18 protein-coding genes and 1 tRNA gene are annotated in these 21560 nt (G+C 70.9%); 10 read left to right on the top strand and 9 right to left on the bottom strand.

The window, feature by feature from the left end; all coding sequences use genetic code 11:
• Positions 1–10 precede the first annotated feature (10 nt).
• Positions 11–403, bottom strand: coding sequence for a cyclophilin-like fold protein (locus OO68_RS20480; RefSeq protein WP_033309857.1), 393 nt, complete (start codon positions 401–403; stop codon positions 11–13).
• A 149-nt stretch (positions 404–552) separates the two neighbouring features.
• Here OO68_RS20480 and OO68_RS20475 point away from each other — a divergent pair, with 149 nt between their 5' ends.
• From OO68_RS20475 to OO68_RS20460, 4 genes are all read left to right on the top strand, one after another.
• On the top strand, positions 553–2061 hold the full coding sequence (locus OO68_RS20475) for a cytochrome ubiquinol oxidase subunit I (RefSeq protein ID WP_033309856.1): 1509 nt from the start codon (positions 553–555) through the stop codon (positions 2059–2061).
• Between the two features lie 20 nt (positions 2062–2081).
• Positions 2082–3086, top strand: a complete 1005-nt coding sequence (cydB, locus tag OO68_RS20470; protein ID WP_033309855.1) for a cytochrome d ubiquinol oxidase subunit II — start codon at positions 2082–2084, stop codon at positions 3084–3086.
• A 12-nt stretch (positions 3087–3098) separates the two neighbouring features.
• Positions 3099–6614 carry a thiol reductant ABC exporter subunit CydD gene (gene cydD / locus OO68_RS20465; protein WP_033309854.1) on the top strand — a complete coding sequence of 1172 codons (3516 nt, stop codon included), beginning with the start codon at positions 3099–3101 and terminating at the stop codon, positions 6612–6614.
• Between the two features lie 101 nt (positions 6615–6715).
• Positions 6716–7783 (top strand): M23 family metallopeptidase, encoded by a 1068-nt coding sequence (locus tag OO68_RS20460; protein WP_033309853.1) that lies wholly within the window; start codon positions 6716–6718, stop codon positions 7781–7783.
• Positions 7784–7802: 19 nt separating this feature from the next.
• On the opposite strand, the gene OO68_RS20455 is transcribed toward OO68_RS20460, so the two are convergent.
• The 4 genes from OO68_RS20455 to OO68_RS20440 form a co-directional block, all read right to left on the bottom strand.
• Positions 7803–8672: a Cof-type HAD-IIB family hydrolase gene (locus tag OO68_RS20455; protein WP_033309852.1), complete on the bottom strand. Its 870-nt coding sequence runs from the start codon at positions 8670–8672 to the stop codon at positions 7803–7805.
• Between the two features lie 107 nt (positions 8673–8779).
• Positions 8780–9682, bottom strand: coding sequence for an LLM class flavin-dependent oxidoreductase (locus OO68_RS20450; protein WP_033309851.1), 903 nt, complete (start codon positions 9680–9682; stop codon positions 8780–8782).
• A gap of 83 nt (positions 9683–9765) precedes the next feature.
• Positions 9766–10314: an RNA 2'-phosphotransferase gene (locus tag OO68_RS20445; protein WP_033309850.1), complete on the bottom strand. Its 549-nt coding sequence runs from the start codon at positions 10312–10314 to the stop codon at positions 9766–9768.
• Between the two features lie 143 nt (positions 10315–10457).
• Positions 10458–12215 (bottom strand): SDR family oxidoreductase, encoded by a 1758-nt coding sequence (locus tag OO68_RS20440; protein WP_033309849.1) that lies wholly within the window; start codon positions 12213–12215, stop codon positions 10458–10460.
• A gap of 167 nt (positions 12216–12382) precedes the next feature.
• Here OO68_RS20440 and OO68_RS20435 point away from each other — a divergent pair, with 167 nt between their 5' ends.
• The 6 genes from OO68_RS20435 to OO68_RS20410 all read left to right on the top strand — a co-directional run bounded on the left by OO68_RS20435 (position 12383) and on the right by OO68_RS20410 (position 16631).
• The gene (locus tag OO68_RS20435) at positions 12383–13351 is read left to right on the top strand and encodes an ABC transporter ATP-binding protein (protein WP_033309848.1); all 969 of its coding nucleotides are present in this window, start codon (positions 12383–12385) and stop codon (positions 13349–13351) included.
• Complete coding sequence (locus OO68_RS20430; protein WP_033309847.1) at positions 13341–14258, top strand: ABC transporter permease; 918 nt, start codon at positions 13341–13343, stop codon at positions 14256–14258. The genes OO68_RS20435 and OO68_RS20430 overlap by 11 nt, the downstream gene beginning before the upstream one ends.
• Positions 14255–15166, top strand: coding sequence for an ABC transporter ATP-binding protein (locus tag OO68_RS20425; RefSeq protein WP_033309846.1), 912 nt, complete (start codon positions 14255–14257; stop codon positions 15164–15166). Before OO68_RS20430 ends, OO68_RS20425 begins: the two co-directional genes overlap by 4 nt.
• Before the next feature lie 9 nt (positions 15167–15175).
• Positions 15176–15895, top strand: a complete 720-nt coding sequence (locus tag OO68_RS20420; RefSeq protein ID WP_033309845.1) for an ABC transporter permease — start codon at positions 15176–15178, stop codon at positions 15893–15895.
• Positions 15896–15996: 101 nt separating this feature from the next.
• A complete protein-coding gene (locus tag OO68_RS20415) occupies positions 15997–16260 on the top strand; it encodes an SGM_3592 family protein (protein WP_033309844.1) in 264 nt (87 codons plus the stop codon).
• A gap of 284 nt (positions 16261–16544) precedes the next feature.
• Positions 16545–16631 (top strand) — tRNA-Ser (locus OO68_RS20410).
• Positions 16632–16652: 21 nt separating this feature from the next.
• On the opposite strand, the gene OO68_RS20405 is transcribed toward OO68_RS20410, so the two are convergent.
• The 4 genes from OO68_RS20405 to efeB form a co-directional block, all read right to left on the bottom strand.
• Positions 16653–17471 (bottom strand): HAD family hydrolase, encoded by an 819-nt coding sequence (locus OO68_RS20405; RefSeq protein WP_033309843.1) that lies wholly within the window; start codon positions 17469–17471, stop codon positions 16653–16655.
• Positions 17468–18745, bottom strand: coding sequence for a serine--tRNA ligase (gene serS, locus OO68_RS20400; protein WP_033309842.1), 1278 nt, complete (start codon positions 18743–18745; stop codon positions 17468–17470). Before serS ends, OO68_RS20405 begins: the two co-directional genes overlap by 4 nt.
• A 530-nt stretch (positions 18746–19275) precedes the next feature.
• Entirely contained in the window at positions 19276–20208 is a 933-nt protein-coding gene (gene pheA / locus OO68_RS20395; RefSeq protein WP_033309841.1) for a prephenate dehydratase, read from the bottom strand.
• Positions 20209–20270: 62 nt separating this feature from the next.
• Positions 20271–21560: an iron uptake transporter deferrochelatase/peroxidase subunit gene (gene efeB / locus OO68_RS20390; RefSeq protein ID WP_033309840.1), complete on the bottom strand. Its 1290-nt coding sequence runs from the start codon at positions 21558–21560 to the stop codon at positions 20271–20273.

The raw sequence follows: 21560 nt of genomic DNA, 5'->3' as shown, positions 1-21560 counted from the left end.
GAGAGTCGGCTCAGGCTTCCAGGAGTTCCACGCGTACGGGTTCGCCGTCCCGCAGTGTCGCGAGCAGACCGGGGTCGCCGTCGAGGCGGCCCAGGACGTTGCACGGGCTTGCGAGGCGGCACTCGTCGCCCCGTGAGATCGGCGTGGGGCCGTAGGGGAGGGCGAGGGCGTCGCCGTCGGTCCAGAAGGCGACGGTGCCCGGCTCGACGACCTCGCGGGCGCCTGTTTCACGTGAAACCGAGACTCCCGTGTCGAAGTACACCTCCATGCCCCAGGTGCGCGCTGTCGAGACGAGGGGCAGTGCCTTGGCCAGGGCCTGACTGGTCGGGGTGTCGTCGAGTGACGCCGTGAGATGGCCCGCCGGCCAGGAGATTCGTATCCGTAGCGGTGTGGGTGTCTGCATGCCGTCGATTCAACAATATGTTGAAGTTCGGGCCAAGAGGTCGGGTGTGACCGGCGCGACAGGGGACCCCCTCCAGGGCTCGAAAGTGCGTGCTGCATAATGGCTTGTGAATGTGAACGCTTTCACAAGCGTAGGTAAGGAGCGGCGACGTGGACCTGGCTTTGGCGCCGGAGACCCTGGCGCGATGGCAGTTCGGCATCACCACCGTCTACCACTTTCTGTTCGTCCCCCTGACGATCTCCCTGGCCGCGCTCACGGCCGGCCTGCAGACGGCATGGGTGCGGACGGAGAAGGAGAAGTACCTCCGGGCGACGAAGTTCTGGGGCAAGCTCTTCCTGATCAACATCGCGATGGGCGTGGTCACCGGCATCGTGCAGGAGTTCCAGTTCGGCATGAACTGGTCGGACTACTCGCGCTTCGTCGGTGATGTGTTCGGTGCGCCGCTGGCCTTCGAAGCCCTGATCGCCTTCTTCTTCGAGTCGACCTTCATCGGTCTGTGGATCTTCGGCTGGGACAAACTGCCGAAGAAGATCCACCTGGCCTGCATATGGATGGTCTCGATCGGCACGATCCTGTCGGCCTACTTCATCCTCGCTGCCAACTCGTGGATGCAGCACCCGGTGGGCTACCGGATCAACGAGGCGAAGGGCCGGGCCGAGCTAACCGACTTCTGGCTGGTGCTGACCCAGAACACCGCCCTCGCCCAGGTCTTCCACACGCTCACCGCGGCCTTCCTGACCGGTGGCGCCTTCATGGTCGGCATCGCCGCTTTCCACCTGGTCCGCAAGAAGCACGTCCCCGTGATGAAGACCTCGCTCCGGCTGGGCCTGGTCACCGTCGTCATCGGCGGCCTCCTCACCGCGATCAGCGGCGACGTGCTCGGCAAGATCATGTACCAGCAGCAGCCGATGAAGATGGCCGCGGCCGAGGCGCTGTGGGACGGCGAGAAGCCGGCTCCCTTCTCTGTCTTCGCCGTCGGCGACGTCGACAAGGGCCACAACAAGGTCGCCATCGAGATCCCCGGCCTGCTGTCCTTCCTCGCGAAGGACGACTTCACCTCGTACGTGCCCGGCATCAACGACATCAACAAGGCCGAGCAGGAGAAGTACGGGCCCGGTGACTACCGGCCCAACATCCCCGTCGCCTACTGGGGCTTCCGGTGGATGATCGGCTTCGGCATGACGTCGTTCGCCATCGGCCTGGCCGGGCTGTGGCTGACCCGCAAGAAGTTCATGCTGCCGCAGCGCCTGAGGGTGGGCGACGACGAGGTACCGCATCTCGTGCTGCTGCCGAAGAAGGCGCTCGGCCCGACCCTCACCAAGTGGTACTGGCGCATCGCGATCCTCACTCTGGGCTTCCCGCTGATCGCCAGCTCCTGGGGCTGGATCTTCACCGAGATGGGCCGCCAGCCGTGGGTCGTCTACGGCCTGTTCCAGACGCGTGACGCGGTCTCCCCCGGTGTCTCCACGGCCGAGGTCATCACCTCGATGGTCGTCTTCACCACGCTGTACGCGATCCTCGCCGTCATCGAGGTCAAGCTGCTGGTCAAGTACGTCAAGGCGGGCCCGCCCGAGCTCACCGAGGCCGACCTCAACCCGCCCACGAAGATCGGCGGCGACTCCCGTGACGCCGACAAGCCGATGGCCTTCTCGTACTAGGCCGAGGGAGCTGCACAGTCATGGAACTGCACGACGTCTGGTTCGTCCTGATCGCCGTCCTGTGGACCGGCTACTTCTTCCTGGAGGGCTTCGACTTCGGGGTCGGCGTGCTCACGAAGCTGCTCGCCCGCAACCGGCCCGAGAAGCGGGTGCTGATCAACACCATCGGCCCCGTCTGGGACGGCAACGAGGTGTGGCTGCTCTCGGCGGGCGGCGCGACCTTCGCCGCCTTCCCCGAGTGGTACGCCACGCTCTTCTCCGGCTTCTACCTGCCCCTGCTGCTCATCCTGGTCTGCCTGATCGTCCGGGGTGTCGCCTTCGAGTACCGCGTGAAGCGGCCCGAGGAGAACTGGCAGCGCAACTGGGAGACGGCGATCTTCTGGGCCTCGCTGCTGCCCGCGTTCCTGTGGGGTGTGGCCTTCGCCAACATCGTCCACGGCGTGAAGATCGACCAGGGCTTCAACTACGCCGGCGGCGTCCTGGACCTGCTCAACCCGTACGCGCTGCTGGGCGGGCTGGTCACGCTGTCGCTGTTCACCTTCCACGGGACGGTGTTCGTCGGGCTCAAGACCGTTGGGGAGATCCGGGAGCGGGCGCGGAAGCTGGCGCTGCGCGTCGGGCTGGTGACCGCCCTGCTGGCCCTGGCCTTCCTGCTGTGGACGCAGGCCGACCGGGGTGACGGTTCGTCGTTGGTGGCGATGGTCGCGGCCGTGGTGTCGCTCCTCATCGCCCTGGTCGCGGCACGGGCCGGGCGGGAGGGCTGGGCGTTCGCCCTGTCCGGGCTCACCATCGTGGCCACGGTGGCGATGCTCTTCCTGACGCTCTTCCCGAACGTCATGCCGTCGACGCTGAACCCGGACTGGAGCCTGACGGTCACCAACGCCTCGTCCAGCCCGTACACACTGAAGATCATGACCTGGTGTGCCGGGATCGCCACTCCGGTCGTCCTGCTCTACCAGGGCTGGACGTACTGGGTGTTCCGCAAGCGGATCGGTACGCAGCACATCGCCGAGACCGTGCACTGAGGTGTGTTTCACGTGAAACCAATCGATCCGCGTCTGCTCCGGTACGCCCGTGCCACCCGGTTCTTCCTGGCAGCGGTCGTGGCCCTGGGCGCCGTCGGGGCGGGGCTGGTCATCGCGCAGGCGATGCTCATCGCCGAGGTGGTCGTCGGCGCGTTCCAGCACCGCATGGCGGTGTCCGAACTCGGCACTCCCCTGATGCTGTTGGCCGCCGTCGCGGTCGGCCGGGCGCTGGTCGGCTGGCTCACCGAGCTCGCCGCGCACCGGGCGAGCGCGGCGGTGAAGTCCGAGCTGCGGGGGCTGCTCCTGGAGCGTTCCGCCGAGCTGGGGCCGGGCTGGCTGAGTGGGCAGCGGACCGGTTCGCTGGTCGCCCTGGCCACCCGGGGGGTGGACGCCCTCGACGACTACTTCTCCCGGTATCTGCCGCAGTTGGGTCTCGCGGTGGTCGTGCCGGTGGCGGTGCTGGCGCGGATCGTCACCGAGGACTGGGTCTCCGCGGCCATCATCGTGGGCACCCTCCCGCTCATCCCGGTCTTCATGGTGCTCATCGGCTGGGCGACCCAGTCCCGGATGGACCGTCAGTGGCAGTTGCTGTCGCGGCTCTCCGGGCACTTCCTGGACGTCGTCGCGGGGCTGCCGACGCTGAAGGTCTTCGGCCGGGCCAAGGCGCAGGCCGAGTCGATCCGGCGGATCACCGGCGAGTACCGGCGGGCGACCATGCGGACGCTGCGGATCGCCTTCATCTCCTCCTTCGCCCTGGAGCTGCTCGCGACGATCTCGGTGGCGCTGGTCGCCGTGACGATCGGCATGCGGCTGGTGCACGGAGAGATGGACCTGTACATCGGTCTCGTCATCCTGATCCTCGCGCCCGAGGCGTATCTGCCGTTGCGGCAGGTCGGGGCGCAGTACCACGCGGCGGCCGAAGGGCTCGCCGCCGCCGAGGAGATCTTCGAGGTTCTGGAGACGCCCGTCCCGGCGTCCGGTTCCGCGGCCGTGCCGGAGGGTGCGCTGTCCTTCGAGGGCGTGACCGTCCGGTATCCGGGGCGGTCGGCGGACGCCGTCTCGGACGTGACCTTCAGCGTCGAGCCCGGGGAGACGGTCGCGCTGGTCGGGCCGAGCGGCGCCGGCAAGTCGACGGTGCTGAGTGTGCTGCTGGGGTTCGTGCGACCGGACGAGGGCCGGGTGCGGGCCGGGGGAGTCGATCTCGCCGGTGCCGACCTGGAGGCGTGGCGTTCCCGGATCGCGTGGGTACCGCAGCGGCCGCACCTGTACGCCGGGACGATTGCCGAGAACGTACGGCTGGCCCGGCCCGACGCAGACGACGACGCCGTACGGCAGGCGCTGCGGGACGCCGGGGCGCTGGAGTTCGTCGACACGTTGCCCGAGGGCGTGGACACCCTGCTTGGTGAGGACGGCGCCGGGCTGTCGGCCGGGCAGCGGCAGCGGCTCGCGCTGGCCAGGGCGTTCCTCGCGGACCGGCCCGTGCTGCTGCTCGACGAGCCGACGGCGGCGCTGGACGGGGCCACCGAGGCCGAGGTCGTCGCGGCGGTGCGGCGCCTCGCGGCCGGCCGTACGGTGCTGCTGGTGGTCCACCGGCCGGCGCTGCTGGAGGTCGCGGACCGGGTCGTGCGGCTGACGGAGCCCGAAACCCCCGCCGCTGTGACCGTGGCGTCCGCGGTGGCCCGGGGTGCCGGAACGCGGCCCGTCGAGGACGAGCCGACCGCCCCGGCCGCGCCCGTCGGTCTGCCCACTCCGGACGGGGCCGTCGGGCAGGCGGCTCCGGGCGGCGTCCTCGCCCGTGTCCGCGCCATGTCCGGTGCCCGGCGCGGGCGGCTGGGACTCGCGCTGCTGCTCGGGAGCCTCGCGCTGGGGAGCGCCGTGGGGCTCATGGCCACTTCCGGCTGGCTGATCTCGCGGGCCTCGCAGCAGCCGCCCGTGCTGTATCTGATGATGGCGGTCACCGCGACGCGGGCGTTCGGGATCGGGCGGGCCGTGTTCCGGTACGCCGAGCGGCTGGTGTCGCACGACGCCGTGCTGCGGATGCTTGCGGACACCCGGGTCGCGGTGTTCCGCAGGCTGGAGCGGCTGGCGCCGGCCGGGCTGCGCCGGGTCCGCCGGGGTGATCTGCTCTCCCGGCTGGTCGCGGACGTGGACGCGCTGCAGGACTACTGGCTGCGGTGGCTGCTGCCGGCCGGGGCGGCCGTCGTCGTGTCGGCCGCGTCGGTCGGCTTCACGGCATGGCTGCTGCCCGAGGCCGGAGCGGTGCTCGCAGCCGGGCTCCTGGCGGCGGGGGTCGGCGTGCCGCTGATCACCGGCACGGTGGCCCGGCGGGCCGAGCACCGGCTGGCGCCCGCCCGCGGGGTGCTCGCGACGCGGGTGGCCGATCTGCTCACCGGCACCGCGGAGCTGACCGTCGCCGGTGCCCTGCCCGCGCGGACCGCCCAGGCCCGCGAGGCCGACCGGGCGCTGACCCGGATCGCCTCACGCGCCGCCACCGCCACGGCCCTCGGCGACGGTCTCACCGCGCTGATCTCCGGTCTGACCGTCACGGCCGCCGCCCTGACCGGTGCGCAGGCCGTCGCCGCGGGGCGGCTGGACGGCGTGACCATGGCCGTCGTCGTCCTGACTCCGCTCGCCGCCTTCGAGGCCGTGCTCGGGCTGCCGCTCGCCGTGCAGTACCGGCAGCGCGTGCGCCGGAGCGCGGAGCGGGTGTACGAGGTGCTGGACGCCCCGGAGCCCGTAAAGGAGCCGGAGCGGCCCCGGCAGGCGCCCGCTTCACCCTTCCCGGTCGTGATCAGAGGGCTCACCGCCCGGTACGCCGGGCAGCAGCGGGACGCGCTCGCCGGGCTCGACCTGACCCTCGACGAGGGCTGCCGGATCGCCGTGGTCGGACCCTCCGGCTCCGGCAAGACCACGCTGGCGCAGGTCCTGCTGCGGTTCCTCGACGCGAGGGCCGGTTCGTACGGGCTGGCGGGCGTGGACGCCTACGCGCTGCACAGCGACGACGTACGGGGGCTCGTCGGACTGTGTGCGCAGGACGCGCATCTCTTCGACAGTTCGCTGCGTGAGAACCTGCTGCTCGCCAGGAAGGACGCCACCGACGACCAGCTGCGTGCCGCGCTGCGCCGCGCCCGGCTGCTGGACTGGGCCGACAGTCTGCCCGACGGCCTCGACACGCTCGTGGGCGAGCACGGGGCGCGTCTGTCGGGAGGCCAGCGGCAGCGTCTGGCGCTGGCCCGGACGCTGCTGGCCGACTTCCCCGTCCTGGTACTGGACGAGCCCGCGGAGCACCTCGACCTGCCGACCGCCGACGCGCTCACCGCTGATCTGCTGGCCGCGACCGAGGGCCGCACGACGCTGCTCATCACGCACCGGCTGGCGGGCCTCGAAGCGGTCGACGAGGTGATCGTGCTGGACCGGGGACGGGTGGTCCAGCGAGGTCCCTACGCTGAGCTGCTGGCGATGGACGGCCCGTTGCGGGAGATGGCCGAGCGGGAGTCGGCGTCGAAGTCGGTGGCGGGAGCGCGGTAGCGGGCGGGGCGGGTGCGCACTGGGCCGTTCGGCGCAGTCGGTCCCCCAGCCGTACGACATGAACAGGACCGGGCCCGCCGTGCTGGGCGACGATCGCTGACATGCGCTCATATCGCCGCCATCGGCTAGTGGTTCCGGTCCTGCTGTGCGCGCTGACCGTGCTCGCGGCCCGGCCGACGGCGGCGCCCGAGGAACCCGGGAGGGGCACCGGGACCGGCGCGGAGGCAGGCCTCAGCGCCGAGGTGGCGCGGCTGTACGAGGAGGCCGCGGTGGCGACACAGCAGTACGAGGCCGGCCGCGAGGAGGCCGAGAGGCAGCGGGCCGAAGCACAGCGGGCGGAGGAACTCCTGGACGCGCAGCGGCGGCACATCGCCGCCCTGCACGAGGACCTGGGCCGGATCGCCCGGGCCCAGTACCGCACCAGCGGTGGCCTGCCGGTGGCCGCGCACATGATCCTCGCCGACAGCCCCGACGGTCTGATGCGAGGTCAGCACGCCTTCTCGCAGGCGCATCTGGCCGTGAACAACGCGATCTCCAGGAACCAGCGCGCCGAGGCACGGCTGGCGGCGGACGAGGCCAGGGCCGCGGACCGGTGGCAGGCGCTGGAGAAGCGCAACCTCCAACTCGCCGGGCTGAAGGCCGACATCGAGCAGAAGCTGGAGACGGCCCGCACGCGGCTCCAAGGGGAGGCGGACGCCGCGGTCGCGGCCGGTGCGTGCCGCGGAGCCGTCCGGCTCGACCAGCCGGAGACGGGGTTCACCGACGGCGACTGGGTCGCGCCGGTCGAGACGTACGCCCTGTCCGCGTCCTACGGCAGCGGTGGTGCGCGGTGGTCCAGCCGGCACACCGGGCAGGACTTCGCGGTGCCGATCGGCACGCCCGTGCGAGCCGTGGGGGCGGGCCGGGTGGTGAAGGTGTCCTGCGGCGGTGCCTTCGGCATGGAGATCGTGCTCAAACACGCGGACGGCTACTACACGCAGTACGCCCATCTCGCCTCCCTCGCGGTCGACCAGGGGGAGCACGTCAGCCCGGGCCAGTGGATCGGCCAGTCGGGCACCACGGGCAACTCCACCGGGCCGCACCTGCACTTCGAGGTCCGGGTCACGCCGGAGACGGGCTCGGCGGTGAACCCGGTGTCGTGGCTGGCGGCGCGCGGGGTGTCCCTCTGAGACACCCCGGCCCCGGCGGCTACGGCAGTTCCGTCAGCAACTGCTCGATCACGACCGCCACCCCGTCCTCGTTGTTCGCGACCGTCCGGCCTGAGGCGGCGGCGATCACGTCTGGGTGGGCGTTGCCCATCGCGTACGACCGGCCGGCCCAGGTCAGCATCTCGACGTCGTTCGGCATGTCGCCGAAGGCGACGACCTGCTCGTGCGAGATGCCGCGCTCGGCGCAGCACAGGGCGAGGGTGCTGGCCTTGGACACTCCCGGGCCGCTGATCTCCAGCAGGGCGCTGGGGCTGGAGCGGGTGACGTTGGCACGGTCGCCGATGGCGAGGCGGGCCAGGGTCAGGAAGGCGTCGGGGTCGATCTCGGGGTGGTAGGCGAGGATCTTCAGCACCGGCTCCGCGGCGGCCGGGTGGTCCGGGCCCAGCAGTGTCTCGGCCGGGGCGAGGCTGTCCGGTATCTCCATGTGCAGCTTCGGGTACGCCGGCTCCTGGTAGAAGCCGTACGTCTGCTCCACCGCGTACACGGTGCCCGGCGCCGCGTCGCGCAGCAGCCGTACGGCGTCCAGGGCGTTCTCCCTGGCCAGCTCCCGTACCTTGACGAACCGGTGGGCGCCCGGGCCGCCGTGCAGGTCGACCACGGCGGCGCCGTTGCCGCAGATGGCCAGGCCGTGGCCGTGCACGTGGTCGCTGACGACGTCCATCCAGCGGGCCGGGCGGCCCGTGACGAAGAAGACCTCGATGCCCGCCTCCTCGGCGGCGGCCAGCGCGGCGACCGTACGCGGGGACACCGACTTGTCGTCGCGCAGCAGGGTGCCGTCGAGGTCGGTGGCGATCAGCCGCGGCGGGAGGGTCTCGGCCGCGGTCTCGGGCTGTCGGGTCGCTGAGGTCACCCGGCCATTGTCCCGCACATGCCTGCACGGGCGTGCGGGGCTCCGCACAGGTGAGTGGATACCGTCCTCACCAGGGACTCCCCGGCCCGCCCGTCCATGCTCCACGCTCAGCGCAGCTGCGCCGGGGCCTCCATCGCGATCTGCTCGAAGATCTTCTCCTCCGCGGCGAACGGCGAATCGGGGATCGGCCAGTGGATCACGATCTCCGTGAAGCCCAGCTCCGCATGGCGTCCGGCGAAGTCCACGAAGGCGTGCAGGGACTCCAGCGGGCCGTTGCGGTCCGGTGTGAAGCCGGTGAGCAGGACCCGGTCGAGGCCGGTCATGTCCCGGCCGGCCTCGGCGCAGATGTCGTCGAGCCTCTCCGCCTGCCCGCGAATGGCCTGAATCGACTGTTCGGGGGTGCCGTTCTCGAACAGTTTCGGGTCGCCGGTGGTCACCCACGCCTGGCCGAACCGGGCGGCGAGCCGCATCCCCCGCGGACCGGTGGCGGCCACCGCGAACGGCAGGCGGGGCCGCTGCACACAGCCGGGGATGTTCCGGGCCTCGTGGGCGGAGTAGAAGTCACCCTCGTACGACACGGCGTCCTCGCTGAGCAGCCGGTCGAGCAGCGGGACGAACTCGGCGAAGCGGTCGGCGCGCTCGCGCGGTGTCCACGGCTCCTGGCCGAGCGCGGTGGCGTCGAAGCCCGAGCCGCCCGCGCCGATGCCCAGCGTGACCCGCCCTCCGGAGATGTCGTCGAGGGAGATCAGGTCCTTGGCGAGCGTCACGGGGTGCCGGAAGTTCGGGCTGGTCACCAGGGTGCCCAGCCGCAGCCGGTCGGTGACGCTCGCGGCGGCCGTGAGGGTCGGCACGGCGCCGAACCACGGGCCGTCCCGGAAGGTGCGCCAGGACAGGTGGTCGTAGGTGTAGGCGGTGTGGAAGCCGAGCTGCTCCGCGCGCGTCCAGGCCGCGCGGCCGCCTTCGTGCCAGCGGCGGTACGGGAGGATCACGGTGCTCAGGCGCAGACTCATGGGATCGAGCCTAAGGGAGCCCGGCGGGCCACCTGTGTTTCACGTGAAACCAGTCACCCTGAGTGTCTGGTCACACCACCCGGTCAGTGCGGTCCGGGAAAGCGCAGGTAGCGCGGCGGTACGGCGTGGGTGAGCCACACCCCGTTGGCGCTGACGTGGAAGACGTGGCCGTCGGCGTGCATGGCGGACGCGTCCACCCCGAGCACGACCGGCTGCCCCCGGCGGGCTCCGACACGGGTCGCCGTGTCCCGGTCGGGCGAGAGATGCACGGCGTGCCGGTTCATCGGACGGAGTCCCTCGGCCCGGATCGCGTCCAGGCTGCGGGCGACGGTGCCGTGGTAGAGGTGCGCGGGCGGGGTGGCCGGTGCCAGCCCGAGGTCTACGTCCACGCTGTGGCCCTGGCTGGCGCGGATCCGGGTGCCCTCGACGGCGAAACGCCGCTTGTCGTTGGTGGCGACGACATGGTCCAGTTCGTCGCGGGTGAACCGGAAGCCGTGTGCGGTGGCTGCGGCGATCAACGTGCCGATCTCGACCCAGCCGGCCTCGTCGAGCGTGAGCCCGATGCGTTCAGGCTGGTGGCGCAGATGCTTCGACAGGTACTTCGACACCTTCACGGTGCGTCTTTCGTCCATCTCCCCAGGGTGCAGGAGAGATGCGCATCACGCGATCGAGTTTCGTCTCGGAGGTTTGATCCACAGCCAAGTATGGTTATCCACAGGGGAATTGGCGGTTCTGTGGACAACTTCTCTTCACCGCGGGGGTTTTGGGCCTCGCTTCACACCGGCGGCTTAAGCCGCGCGATGCCCCGCAGTGCTCCCGGCGCCCACCGTGACAGCCAGCGCGCACCCCGCGCCTCCGGTGTCACCGGCGTCACTGCCACATTGCGCGTCACCGCCCGCAGGATCGCACGGGCCACCTTCTCCGGCGGGTAGTTGCGCAGTCCGTACAGACGGGCGGCGCGCTTCTGCAGCCGCTTCTCCTCCCGGGCGTCGACTCCGGCGAAGTGCGCCGTCGAGGTGATGGCCGTGTTGACGAACCCGGGGCACACCGCCGTCACGCCGATCCCCTGGCCCGCCAGCTCCGCCCGCAGGCATTCACTGAGCATCAGTACGGCCGCCTTGGAGGTGCTGTAGGCGGGCAGCGCCCGGGACGGCTGGTACGCCGCGGCCGAGGCCACGTTGACGATGTGGCCGCCCTGCCCGCGCTCGGCCATCCGCCGGCCGAAGAGCCGGCAGCCGTGGATGACACCCCACAGGTTGACGTCCAGGACCTTCTTCCAGTGTTCCGGCGTGGTGTCGAAGAAGGAACCGGACAGTCCGATCCCGGCGTTGTTCACGAGGACGTCCACCACTCCGTACTCGGTGGTGACCTTCTCGGCGAGCTTCTCCATGGACGGCTCGTCGGAGACGTCGACCGTCTCCGCCCAGGCCTCGGGGGCGCCCAGCAGACGGGCCTTCTCGGCGGTGCTGACCGCTGCCCCGGCGTTCCGGTCGACGGCCACCACGCGCGCTCCGGCCTCCGCGAAGGCGAGCGCTGTCGCCCGCCCGATGCCGCTGCCCGCGCCGGTGACCAGCACGAGCTGTCCGCCGAACCGCTCGGCGTGCGCGCCGCTCGCCACCGCCGGGGGCCTGCCGCCCTCGACGGACGTCACGAACTCGTCGATCCAGGAGGCCAGCAGGTCCGGGCGGGTGCGCGGGATCCAGTGCCCCGCCTGGACCGTCCTGCGGGTCAGCTGTGGAACCCACTGCTCCAGTTCATCGTGGAGCCGTTCCGAGAGGAACCGGTCCTCCAGGGGCGTGATGACCTGCACGGGCGCGTGGGCGTGCGCGTCGGGGCGTGGCGCACGCAGCCGGGGCCGGACGTTGTCCCGGTACAGCCAGGCCCCGTGGGCCGCGTCCGACGGCAGGGACGCGGTGGGGTAGTCACCCCGGGGCACCTTCTCGACGCGCTCCAGCATCCGCGGCCAGCGCGCTCCGAGCGGGCCGCGCCAGATGAGCTCGGGCAGTACAGGCGTGTGCAGCAGGTACACGTACCAGGACCGGGCGCCCTGCCCGAGCAGCTGGCCGACCCGGCGCGGGGTGGGCCGCTTCACGCGCCGGCTGACCCAGTGGCCGAAGTGGTCGAGGGACGGCCCGGACATCGAGGTGAAGGAGGCGATGCGGCCCCGGGTGCGCTGCACGGTGGTGAACTCCCAGGCCTGCACCGAGCCCCAGTCGTGCCCCACCAGGTGCACCGGCGCGTCCGGACTCACCGCGTCCACGACGGCCAGGAAGTCGTCCGTCAGCTTCTCCAGGGTGAAACCGCCCCGCAGCGGCCGCGGCGCCGACGACCGGCCGTGGCCGCGGACGTCGTACGCGACCACGTGGAAGCATCCGGCGAGCCCCCCGGCGACCTCGGACCACACCTCCTTGCTGTCCGGGTAGCCGTGCACCAGGACGACCGTCGGCCGTCCCGGATCACCCATCTCGGCCACGCACAGCTCGACTTCGCCGGTCCGCACCCAGCGCTCCCGCGCGCCCGTCAGCAACGTCATCCGGCGAATCTGGCAGTTGTTAGAGAGTTCGTCAATAGGGGCTTCCCGGGCGTGGTGACTCCGGAGGACCAGCCCCCTAGGGGCCCGTAATACTCAGGGCTGATCCCAAGACAGCTCTGCGGAGTGACGACCGCCACGCGAGCGGCCCCTACCTTCGAAGGGTGACTGTGATCGCGACCGAAAGCCTGAGCAAGCGGTTCCCCCGGGTGACCGCGCTTGACCGGCTCTCCGTGGACGTCGGACCCGGTGTGACCGGACTCGTCGGAGCCAACGGAGCCGGCAAGTCCACACTGATCAAGATCCTGCTGGGTCTGTCCCCCGCCACCGAGGGCCGAGCCGAAGTGCTCGGTCTCGACGTCGCCACCAAGGGCGCCGCCATCCGCGAGCGGGTCGGCTACATGCCCGAGCACGACTGCCTGCCGCCGGACGTCTCGGCCACCGAGTTCGTCGTCCACATGGCGCGCATGTCCGGTCTGCCGCCCACGGCAGCGCGCGAGCGCACGGCCGACACCCTGCGCCACGTCGGGCTGTACGAGGAGCGGTACCGCCCCATCGGCGGCTACTCGACCGGCATGAAACAGCGCGTCAAACTCGCGCAGGCCCTCGTCCACGACCCGCAGCTGGTCTTCCTGGACGAGCCGACCAACGGCCTCGACCCGGTCGGCCGTGACGAGATGCTCGGCCTGATCCGCCGCATCCACACCGACTTCGGCATTTCGGTCCTGGTCACCTCCCACCTCCTCGGCGAGCTGGAGCGCACCTGCGACCACGTCGTCGTCGTCGACGGCGGCAAGCTCCTGCGCTCCAGCTCCACCACGGATTTCACGCAGACCACCACGACCCTCGCGATCGAGGTCACCGACACCGACGAGCACCCGGACGGCACCCGCGCGGTCCGCGAGGCGCTGCACGCGCGCGGGGTGAGCGTCGAGGACGGCAGCGGCCTGCCCGGTGCCGGCCACGTCCTGCTGCTCACCGCGCAGGGAGAGGACACGTACGACCTGGTCAGGGACGTGATCGCGGACCTCGGACTCGGCCTGGTGCGCATGGAGCAGCGCCGGCACCACATCTCCGAGGTCTTCACCAGCAGCGACGAGCGCGAGCAGCGGAAGGAGGCGGTCGGCCATGGCGGTTGAGCACTCCACGGGGACATCCGCCCCGGCCCCGGGTGACCAGACCCGCATCCACAACATCGGCTACCGCAGCTACGACGGCCCGCGCCTCGGCCGCGCCTACGCGCGCCGCTCCCTGTACTCGCAGTCCCTGCGCGGCTCCTACGGCCTCGGCCGCTCGGTGAAGTCCAAGGTGCTGCCGATGCTGCTCTTCGTGGTGATGTGCGTGCCCGCGGCCATCATGGTCGCCGTCGCGGTCGCCACCAAGGCCAGCGCCCTGCCGGTGGACTACACGCGCTACGCCGTCATCATGCAGGCGGTCATCAGCCTGTACGTCGCCTCGCAGGCACCCCAGTCCGTCTCGCGGGACCTGCGCTTCAAGACCGTGCCGCTGTACTTCTCGCGGCCCATCGAGACCGCCGACTACGTCCGCGCCAAGTTCGCGGCGCTCGCCTCGGCGCTGTTCGTCCTCACGGCCGCTCCCCTGCTCGTGCTCTACGTGGGCGCGCTGCTGGCCAAGCTGGACTTCGCCGACCAGACCAAGGGATTCGCGCAGGGACTGGTCTCCGTGGCACTGCTCTCACTGCTCTTCGCCGGGATCGGCCTGGTCATCGCGTCCTTCACCCCGCGCCGCGGCTTCGGCATCGCGGCCGTGATCGCCGTGCTGACCATCACCTACGGCGCGGTCTCCACCCTCCAGGCCATCGCCGACGCCCAGGGCAGCGGCGACGCCGTGCCGTGGATCGGGCTGTTCTCGCCGATCACGATCGTCGACGGTGTGCAGTCCGCGTTCCTGGGCGCGACGTCCGCCTCCCCCAGCGGGGTGGGCCCGAGCACCGCCGAGGGCGTCGTCTACGTCGTCGTCGCCCTGGGCCTCATCGCGGCGAGCTACGGCCTCCTGATGCGCCGCTACAAGAAGGTGGGACTGTGACCACGCTCAACATCGACCACGTCTCCCGCTGGTTCGGCAACGTGGTCGCCGTCAACGACATCACGATGACCATCGGCCCCGGCGTCACCGGTCTGCTCGGCCCCAACGGCGCCGGAAAGTCCACCCTCATCAACATGATGGGCGGCTTCCTGGCCCCCTCCACCGGCACCGTCACCCTCGACGGCCAGGCCGTGTGGCGCAACGAGCAGATCTACAAGCACATCGGCGTCGTCCCCGAGCGGGAGGCGATGTACGACTTCCTCACCGGCAAGGAGTTCGTCCTGGCCAACGCCGAGCTGCACGGGCTCGGCGCCAAGGCGGCCCAGAAGGCACTCGCCACGGTCGAGATGGAATACGCCCAGGACCGCAAGATCCAGACGTACTCCAAGGGCATGCGCCAGCGCGTGAAGATGGCCAGCGCCCTCGTCCACGACCCTTCCCTGCTCCTGCTGGACGAGCCGTTCAACGGCATGGACCCGCGCCAGCGCATGCAGCTGATGGACCTGCTGCGCCGCATGGGCGACGAGGGCCGCACGGTGCTGTTCTCGTCCCACATCCTCGAAGAGGTCGAGCAACTCGCCTGGCACATCGAGGTCGTCGTCGCCGGCCGGCACGCCGCCAGCGGTGACTTCCGCAAGATCCGCCGCCTGATGACCGACCGGCCGCACCGCTACCTGGTGCGCTCCAGCGACGACCGCACCCTCGCGGCCGCGCTGATCGCCGACCCGTCGACGTCCGGCATCGAGGTCGACGTCACCGAGGGCGCGTTGCGCATCCAGGCCGTCGACTTCGGCCGCTTTACGGCCCTTCTGCCGAAGGTCGCCAGGGACCACGGCATCCGGCTGCTCACGGTCTCGCCGTCCGACGAGTCCCTTGAGTCCGTGTTCTCGTACCTGGTCGCGGCGTAGGAGGCCCTGATGTACGACCCCACAGTCGCCCGGCTCACCTACCGGGCCCTGCTCGGCCGCCGCCGGGCCCTCATCCTCGGCGCCCTGCCGATGCTGCTGATCGTCATCGCCGTGGCGGTGCGCGGCCTGGCCGGGGCGGACGACCAGACGGCGTCCGACCTGCTGGGCGGACTCGCCCTCGCCACGATGGTGCCGATCATCGGCGTCATCGCCGGAACCGGCGCGATCGGCCCGGAGATCGACGACGGCTCGGTGGTGTACCTGCTGTCCAAGCCGATCAAACGGCCGACCATCATCTTCACCAAGCTGATCGTCGCGATCGCGGTGACCATGGTGTTCTCCGCGGTGCCGACGCTCATCGCCGGCTTCATCCTGAACGGCAACGGCCAGCAGGTCGCCGTCGCCTACACGGTGGCCGCCCTGGTCGCCTCGATCGCCTACGCGGCCCTGTTCCTGCTGCTCGGCACGGTCTCCCGGCACGCGGTGGTGTTCGGGCTGGTCTACGCCCTGGTCTGGGAGGCGCTGTTCGGCTCCCTGGTGCCGGGCGCGCGCACGCTGAGCGTCCAGCAGTGGTCGCTGGCGGTTGCTCAGAAGGTGTCCGGCGGGGACCTCGTCTCCTCGGACGTGGGGCTCACCACGGCAACGGTGCTGCTGGTGGCCGTCACGGTGCTGGCCACCTGGTTCGCCGGACAGAAGCTGCGCTCCCTGAAGCTCGCCGGCGAGGAGTGACGTGCCCCGGCTTTGACGGAGGCTTCACCCCCCTCCGGGCACACTGGGCGAACGGGATGCAGGGGAAGCAACACGGGAGTTGGACGGCTGGGAGGACGGGGATGGCGGGCGAGAGGGCTCAGTACGACGACGGCGGGCGGCCGGGTTCCGGGCCCGGTGACGGCGCCCGGGACGACCTCGACGGCGTCGTACTGGACGAGGACTTCATACGCTCCGCCGGAGCCTCCGAGCCGTCCGCCCGGGCCCGGATGCTCGCGGCGAAGTGGCGCCGCGAGGAACCGGAGCCGCAGCCCTGGCGCTCCGACGAGCCGCCCGCGGGCTGGTTCTTCAGCAAGTCCCGGCGGCGCAGATGGCGCAGGAAGTAACCGGACCACCACCACGGACCGACCGCCGATTTAATCGGTGGCGCCCCATTCGCCCGGCGGGCAGAGTGGATGTCGTCACGGCCGGGCGGGCAGCCCGGCACCACGTTCTGGGAGAGGAGCGGGACGATGTCCATGCACGGCAGTACGTCCAGCTCCCTTCAGGGCAGCCCGCGGCGGGATCCGGAGTAGCCACTACCCCTCCGTAGAACCCGCCCCACACGGGGAGCTGCCCGGGGCGGCCGCTTCGAGCACGCGAATCGCACATCGCGTGAGGCCGCCCACCCGGAGGATTGGCCGAGTGGTAAGGCACTGGCTTGCTAAGCCATGGTCGGGTCGAAAGGCCCGCGCACGTTCGATCCGTGCATCCTCCGCCGCGCACACGCTACGAAGGCTCAGCCCAGCAACCGCTCCAGCACCACCGCGATGCCGTCCTCGTCGTGGGAGGACGTCACCTCGTCGGCCACCGCCTTCAGTTCCTCATGGGCGTCCGCCATGGCGACGCCGTAGGAGGCCCAGGCGAACATCGGTATGTCGTTGGGCATGTCGCCGAAGGCGATCGTGTCGGCCGCCTTCATCCCGAGCCGACGAGCCGCGAGGGACAGGCCCGTCGCCTTGGACAACCCCAGGGGGAGAAGCTCGACGATGCCCGCGCCGGCCATCGTGACGGTGACGAAACCCCCGGCGGTGCGCGTCGCCGCCTCGCAGAGCTCGTCGTCCGTCAGCGTCGGGTGCTGGATGTACAGCTTGTTCAGGGGCGCGGTCCACAGGTCGGACGCGTCCGTGAAGGGCGTGGCGGGCAGGGTGCCCTGGACCGCGTAGCCCGGGCCCACCAGCACCTCGCCGTCGAGGCCGTCGCGGCTCGCCGCCAGGTGGAGCGGGCCGACCTCCGCCTCGATCTTGGCCAGCGCCACCCCGGCCAGCTGCCGGTCCAGCGTCACCGACGTCAGCAGGCGGTGCGCGCCGGCGTCGTAGACCTGCGCGCCCTGGCCGCAGACGGCCAGGCCCTGGTAGCCGAGGTCGTCGAGGATGTGCCGGGTCCACGGGACGGCGCGGCCGGTGACGACGATGTGGGCTGCGCCCGCCGCCGTGGCGGCGGCGAGCGCGTCACGGGTGCGCTGCGACACGGTGTCGTCGGAGCGCAGCAGCGTCCCGTCGAGGTCGGTGGCGACGAGCCGGTACGGGAAGCCTCCCGGGGAAGCCGTGTCGCTCACTTGGCCACCGGCTCCAGGACCTCCCGGCCGCCCAGGTACGGACGCAGCACCTCGGGCACGCGCACCGAACCGTCGGCCTGCTGGTGGTTCTCCAGGATCGCCACGATCGTGCGCGGGACGGCGCACAGCGTGCCGTTGAGCGTGGCCAGCGGGCGGACCTGCTTGCCCTCACGGACGCGGATCGACAGACGGCGTGACTGGAACTCGGTGCAGTCCGACGTCGAGGTCAGCTCGCGGTACTTGCCCTGGGTCGGGATCCAGGCCTCGCAGTCGAACTTGCGGGAGGCCGAGGCACCGAGGTCGGCGCTCGCCACGTCGATCACGCGGTACGGCAGCTCCAGCGAGGTAAGCCACTGCTTCTCCCACTCCAGCAGGCGCTGGTGCTCGGCTTGCGAGTCCTCGGGAGCGACATAGGAGAACATCTCGACCTTGTCGAACTGGTGCACGCGGAAGATGCCCCGGGTGTCCTTGCCGTGCGAGCCGGCCTCGCGGCGGAAGCAGGGCGAGAAGCCCGCGTAGCGCAGGGGGAGACGGTCGGCGTCGAGGATCTCGTCCATGTGGTACGCGGCGAGCGGCACCTCGGACGTGCCGACCAGGTAGAGGTCGTCGTCGGCGAGGTGGTAGACGTCCTGGGCGGCCTGGCCGAGGAAGCCCGTGCCCGCCATGGACTGGGGGCGGACCAGCGCCGGGGTCAGCATCGGGGTGAAGCCGGCCGCGGTGGCCTGCGCCATCGCAGCGTTCACCAGGGCCAGCTCCAGGAGTGCGCCCACGCCCGTCAGGAAGTAGAAGCGCGAGCCGGAGACCTTGGCGCCCCGCTCCACGTCGATCGCGCCGAGGATCTGGCCGAGCGCCAGGTGGTCCTTGGGCTCGAAGCCCTCGGCGGCGAAGTCGCGGATCGTGCCGTGCGTCTCGAGCGTGACGAAGTCCTCCTCGCCGCCCACGGGCACGTCCGGGTGGACGAGGTTGCCGAGCCTCTGGAGCAGCTCCTGGGTCTCGGTCGCGGCCGCGTCGCGGTCCGCGTCGGCCGCCTTGACGTCGGCGGCGAGCTGGCCCGCCTTCTTCAGCAGCTCGGCCTTCTCGTCACCGGCCGCCTTGGGGATGAGCTTGCCGAGCGCCTTCTGCTCGGCGCGCAGCTCGTCGAAGCGGACGCCGGACGACCTGCGCCGCTCGTCGGCAGACAGGAGGGCGTCGACGAGGGCGACGTCCTCTCCACGGGCGCGCTGCGAAGCGCGCACACGATCGGGGTCCTCACGGAGCAGGCGAAGGTCAATCACGCGCCCAAGGCTACCGGTGTGGGGTGACCGCCCACGACTCACTATTGCTGGCGCGGCATACGTACCGTTATGGGTGAATTACGTGCAGTGTCAATAAAATGGTCCACTGTCCCCGGTGCGAGGCATTCGCAGGGCGTCGCCTTGACGCGAATCCCTTGTGCGGAGCGGGACTTGGGCTTGAGTTGTCCACAGGGATCCACACCCCTCGCAGAGTTATCCACAGGCTGTGTGGAAGATCTGTGGACTTCGGAATTGATCACTCCGGAAGGCTCGGCCGCCCCTAAGAATTCCCTTCGCAAACCCGCCTCACCCTCACTTTCGAGTGGAAATAGGTCACCCCTAAGAGTTACGCAAGGGAAAACGGTGGACGAAGGGTGACCTGCCCCCCGATGGCCGCATCGCGGGCCTGTAGGGCGATTTGTCGACTGACTCATGCTTCGTTGTCGACTTGTCCCCAGGTCGAGAAGCGGACCTGTGGAAAACTTCTGTGGATAACGACAATCAGCAGGTACGACCGGCCTGGAAGCGGCCTAGAAGCGGCCGTCCTGGCACCGCGCGACCCAGTCCGCCGCCGCAGTGAACTCCTCGTCGGAGGTGCCCAGGCGCGGCGGCTGCACATCTCCCGGGCGCACGTCCGCGCGCGGGTAGGAGCCCAGGTAGCGGACCTGGAGGCAGATCCGCTTCAGACCCATCAGGGCGTCGGCCACCCGGCGGTCGGAGATGTGGCCCTCGGCGTCGATGCAGAAGCAGTAGTTGCCGATGCCCGCGCCGGTCGGCCGGGACTGGAGCAGCATCAGGTTGATGCCACGGGTGGCGAACTCGCCCAGCAGGTCGCGCAGGCCGCCGGGGTGGTCGTCGCGCTGCCACAGCACGATCGAGGTCTTGTCCGCGCCGGTCGGCGCCGCGGGCCGGGCGGGCCGGCCGACCAGCACGAACCGCGTCTGGGCGTTCTCCGCGTCGTGGATCCCGGTCTCCAGGGCCTCCAGGCCGTAGCGGGCGGCGGCGAACTCACCCGCGAAGGCGGCGTCGTACTGGCCCTCCTGGACCAGGCGGGCGGCGTCCGCGTTCGAGGCGGCCGACTCCCAGTGCGCGTCCGGCAGGTGCTTCTTCAGCCAGTTGCGAACCTGCGGCTGCGCGGCCGGGTGGGCGGAGACGGTTTTGATGTCCGACAGCTTCGTGCCGGGCCTGACCAGCAGCGCGAAGGTGATCGACAGCAGCACCTCGCGGTAGATCATCAGCGGGGCGCCGGCGACCAGCTCGTCCAGGGTGGTGGTGATGCCGCCTTCGACGGAGTTCTCGATCGGCACGAACGCGGCCTCGGCCTCGCCGGCGCGTACCGCGTCGAGCGCGGACTGGACGGACACGTACGGGACGAGTTCCCGGGTGGCGGCCTCGGGAAGCGTGCGCAGGGCGACTTCGGTGAAGGTGCCCTCGGGGCCGAGATACGCATAGCTCGCTGGCATGACCTCACCCTAATGGGCTTGCGGAAGCGCTATCCCCCACAAGCCCGTACAGCGCCCGACTGTCACCCCTCCAGCAACTTCTGCCCCACGTACTCGCCCTCCGCGGCCCCGCCCGGCACGGCGAACAGCCCGCTCGACTCGTGGCGGATGAACGTGGACAGGGCGTCGCCCCGGTCGAGCTTGCGCTGCACCGGTACGAAGCCGCGCAGCGGATCGGCCTGCCAGCAGATGAAGAGCAGGCCGGCGTCGGGCACCCCGTCGGCGTCGATGCCGTCGTGGAAGGAGAACGGCCGGCGGAGCATCGCCGCGCCGCCGTTCTGGTCGGGCCGGGTGATGCGGGCGTGGGCGTTGATCGGGACGACCAAGTTGCCCTTGGCGTCGGTCTTCTCCAGGTCCATCGCGGTCGTCTCCGTGCCCCCGGACAGCGCGGCACCGTCGGACTTGCGGCGCCCGATCACGTCCTCCTGCGCCTTGACGGAGAGCTTCTCCCAGTCGTCGAGGAGCATGCGGATCCGGCGGACGACGGCGTAGGAGCCGTTCGCCATCCAGGCGGGTTCGCCCTTCTCGGGGACGAAGATGCGCTGGTCGAAGTCGGCCTCGCTCGGCTTCGGATTGCGGGTGCCGTCGATCTGGCCCATCAGGTTGCGGGCCGTCATGGGGTGGGAGGTGGCGCCCGGTGAGCGGTTGAAGCCGTTCATCTGCCAGCGGACCCTGGCGGCCCGGCCCGCGTCCTTCTGGATCGCGCGCAGGGCGTGGAAGGCGACCAGGGCGTCGTTGGCGCCGATCTGCACCCAGAGATCGCCGTTGCTGCGGTTCTTGTCGAGGTGGTCCGAGGAGAACTCGGGCAGCGGGTCCAGGGCGGTGGGGCGCTGCTTCTCCAGACCCGTCCGGGCGAAGAAGCTGTGGCCGAATCCGAAGGTGACCGTCAGGGACGAGGGCCCGGCGTCGCGGGCCACGTCCGTGTCGTCGTGGGGGCTCGGCTCGCCCGCCATGAGCCGCCGGGCCGTCTCCGACCAGCGGCGGAGCAGGGCGGCGGCCTCCTTGCGTCCGGCGCCCGCCGCCAGGTCGAAGGCGACGACGTGGCCGCGGGCCTGGAGGCCGTCGGTGATGCCGGGCTGATGTTTCCCGTGAAACATCGCCCGGTCCGTACCGAGCGAGGTGAGCGGAGCCGCGGCTTCGGAGGGAGCGGCGGCGTAGCCCACGGCGGCGCCGGCCGTGCCGAGGACGAGCCCGGTGGCACCGGCGGTGCCGAGCAGCCGCCGCCGTGAGATGCCCTCGTGGGCGGGGGCCGCTTCCCTCTCCCCGGGGGTGGCCTCGGGGGTACGGGCCTTCGGAAGGGACTGGTCAGGCAT

This window comes from Streptomyces iakyrus (assembly GCF_000717055.1).
In the GTDB taxonomy this organism is placed as follows: domain Bacteria; phylum Actinomycetota; class Actinomycetes; order Streptomycetales; family Streptomycetaceae; genus Streptomyces; species Streptomyces iakyrus.
Note: the sequence above shows the minus strand (reverse complement) of the source record. Positions and strands in the feature narration are given on the sequence as shown.

What these genes read in the sequence shown, in the direction of transcription:
- OO68_RS20430 (WP_033309847.1), top strand. Translation starts at nt 13,341, where the DNA reads ATGGCGGTTGAGCACTCCACGGGGACATCCGCCCCGGCCCCGGGTGAC.
- OO68_RS20480 (WP_033309857.1), bottom strand. Translation starts at nt 403, where the DNA reads ATGCAGACACCCACACCGCTACGGATACGAATCTCCTGGCCGGCGGGC.
- OO68_RS20420 (WP_033309845.1), top strand. Translation starts at nt 15,176, where the DNA reads ATGTACGACCCCACAGTCGCCCGGCTCACCTACCGGGCCCTGCTCGGC.
- OO68_RS20460 (WP_033309853.1), top strand. Translation starts at nt 6,716, where the DNA reads ATGCGCTCATATCGCCGCCATCGGCTAGTGGTTCCGGTCCTGCTGTGC.
- OO68_RS20445 (WP_033309850.1), bottom strand. Translation starts at nt 10,314, where the DNA reads ATGGACGAAAGACGCACCGTGAAGGTGTCGAAGTACCTGTCGAAGCAT.
- pheA (WP_033309841.1), bottom strand. Translation starts at nt 20,208, where the DNA reads ATGCCAGCGAGCTATGCGTATCTCGGCCCCGAGGGCACCTTCACCGAA.
- OO68_RS20440 (WP_033309849.1), bottom strand. Translation starts at nt 12,215, where the DNA reads ATGACGTTGCTGACGGGCGCGCGGGAGCGCTGGGTGCGGACCGGCGAA.
- OO68_RS20415 (WP_033309844.1), top strand. Translation starts at nt 15,997, where the DNA reads ATGGCGGGCGAGAGGGCTCAGTACGACGACGGCGGGCGGCCGGGTTCC.
- efeB (WP_033309840.1), bottom strand. Translation starts at nt 21,560, where the DNA reads ATGCCTGACCAGTCCCTTCCGAAGGCCCGTACCCCCGAGGCCACCCCC.
- cydB (WP_033309855.1), top strand. Translation starts at nt 2,082, where the DNA reads ATGGAACTGCACGACGTCTGGTTCGTCCTGATCGCCGTCCTGTGGACC.
- OO68_RS20450 (WP_033309851.1), bottom strand. Translation starts at nt 9,682, where the DNA reads ATGAGTCTGCGCCTGAGCACCGTGATCCTCCCGTACCGCCGCTGGCAC.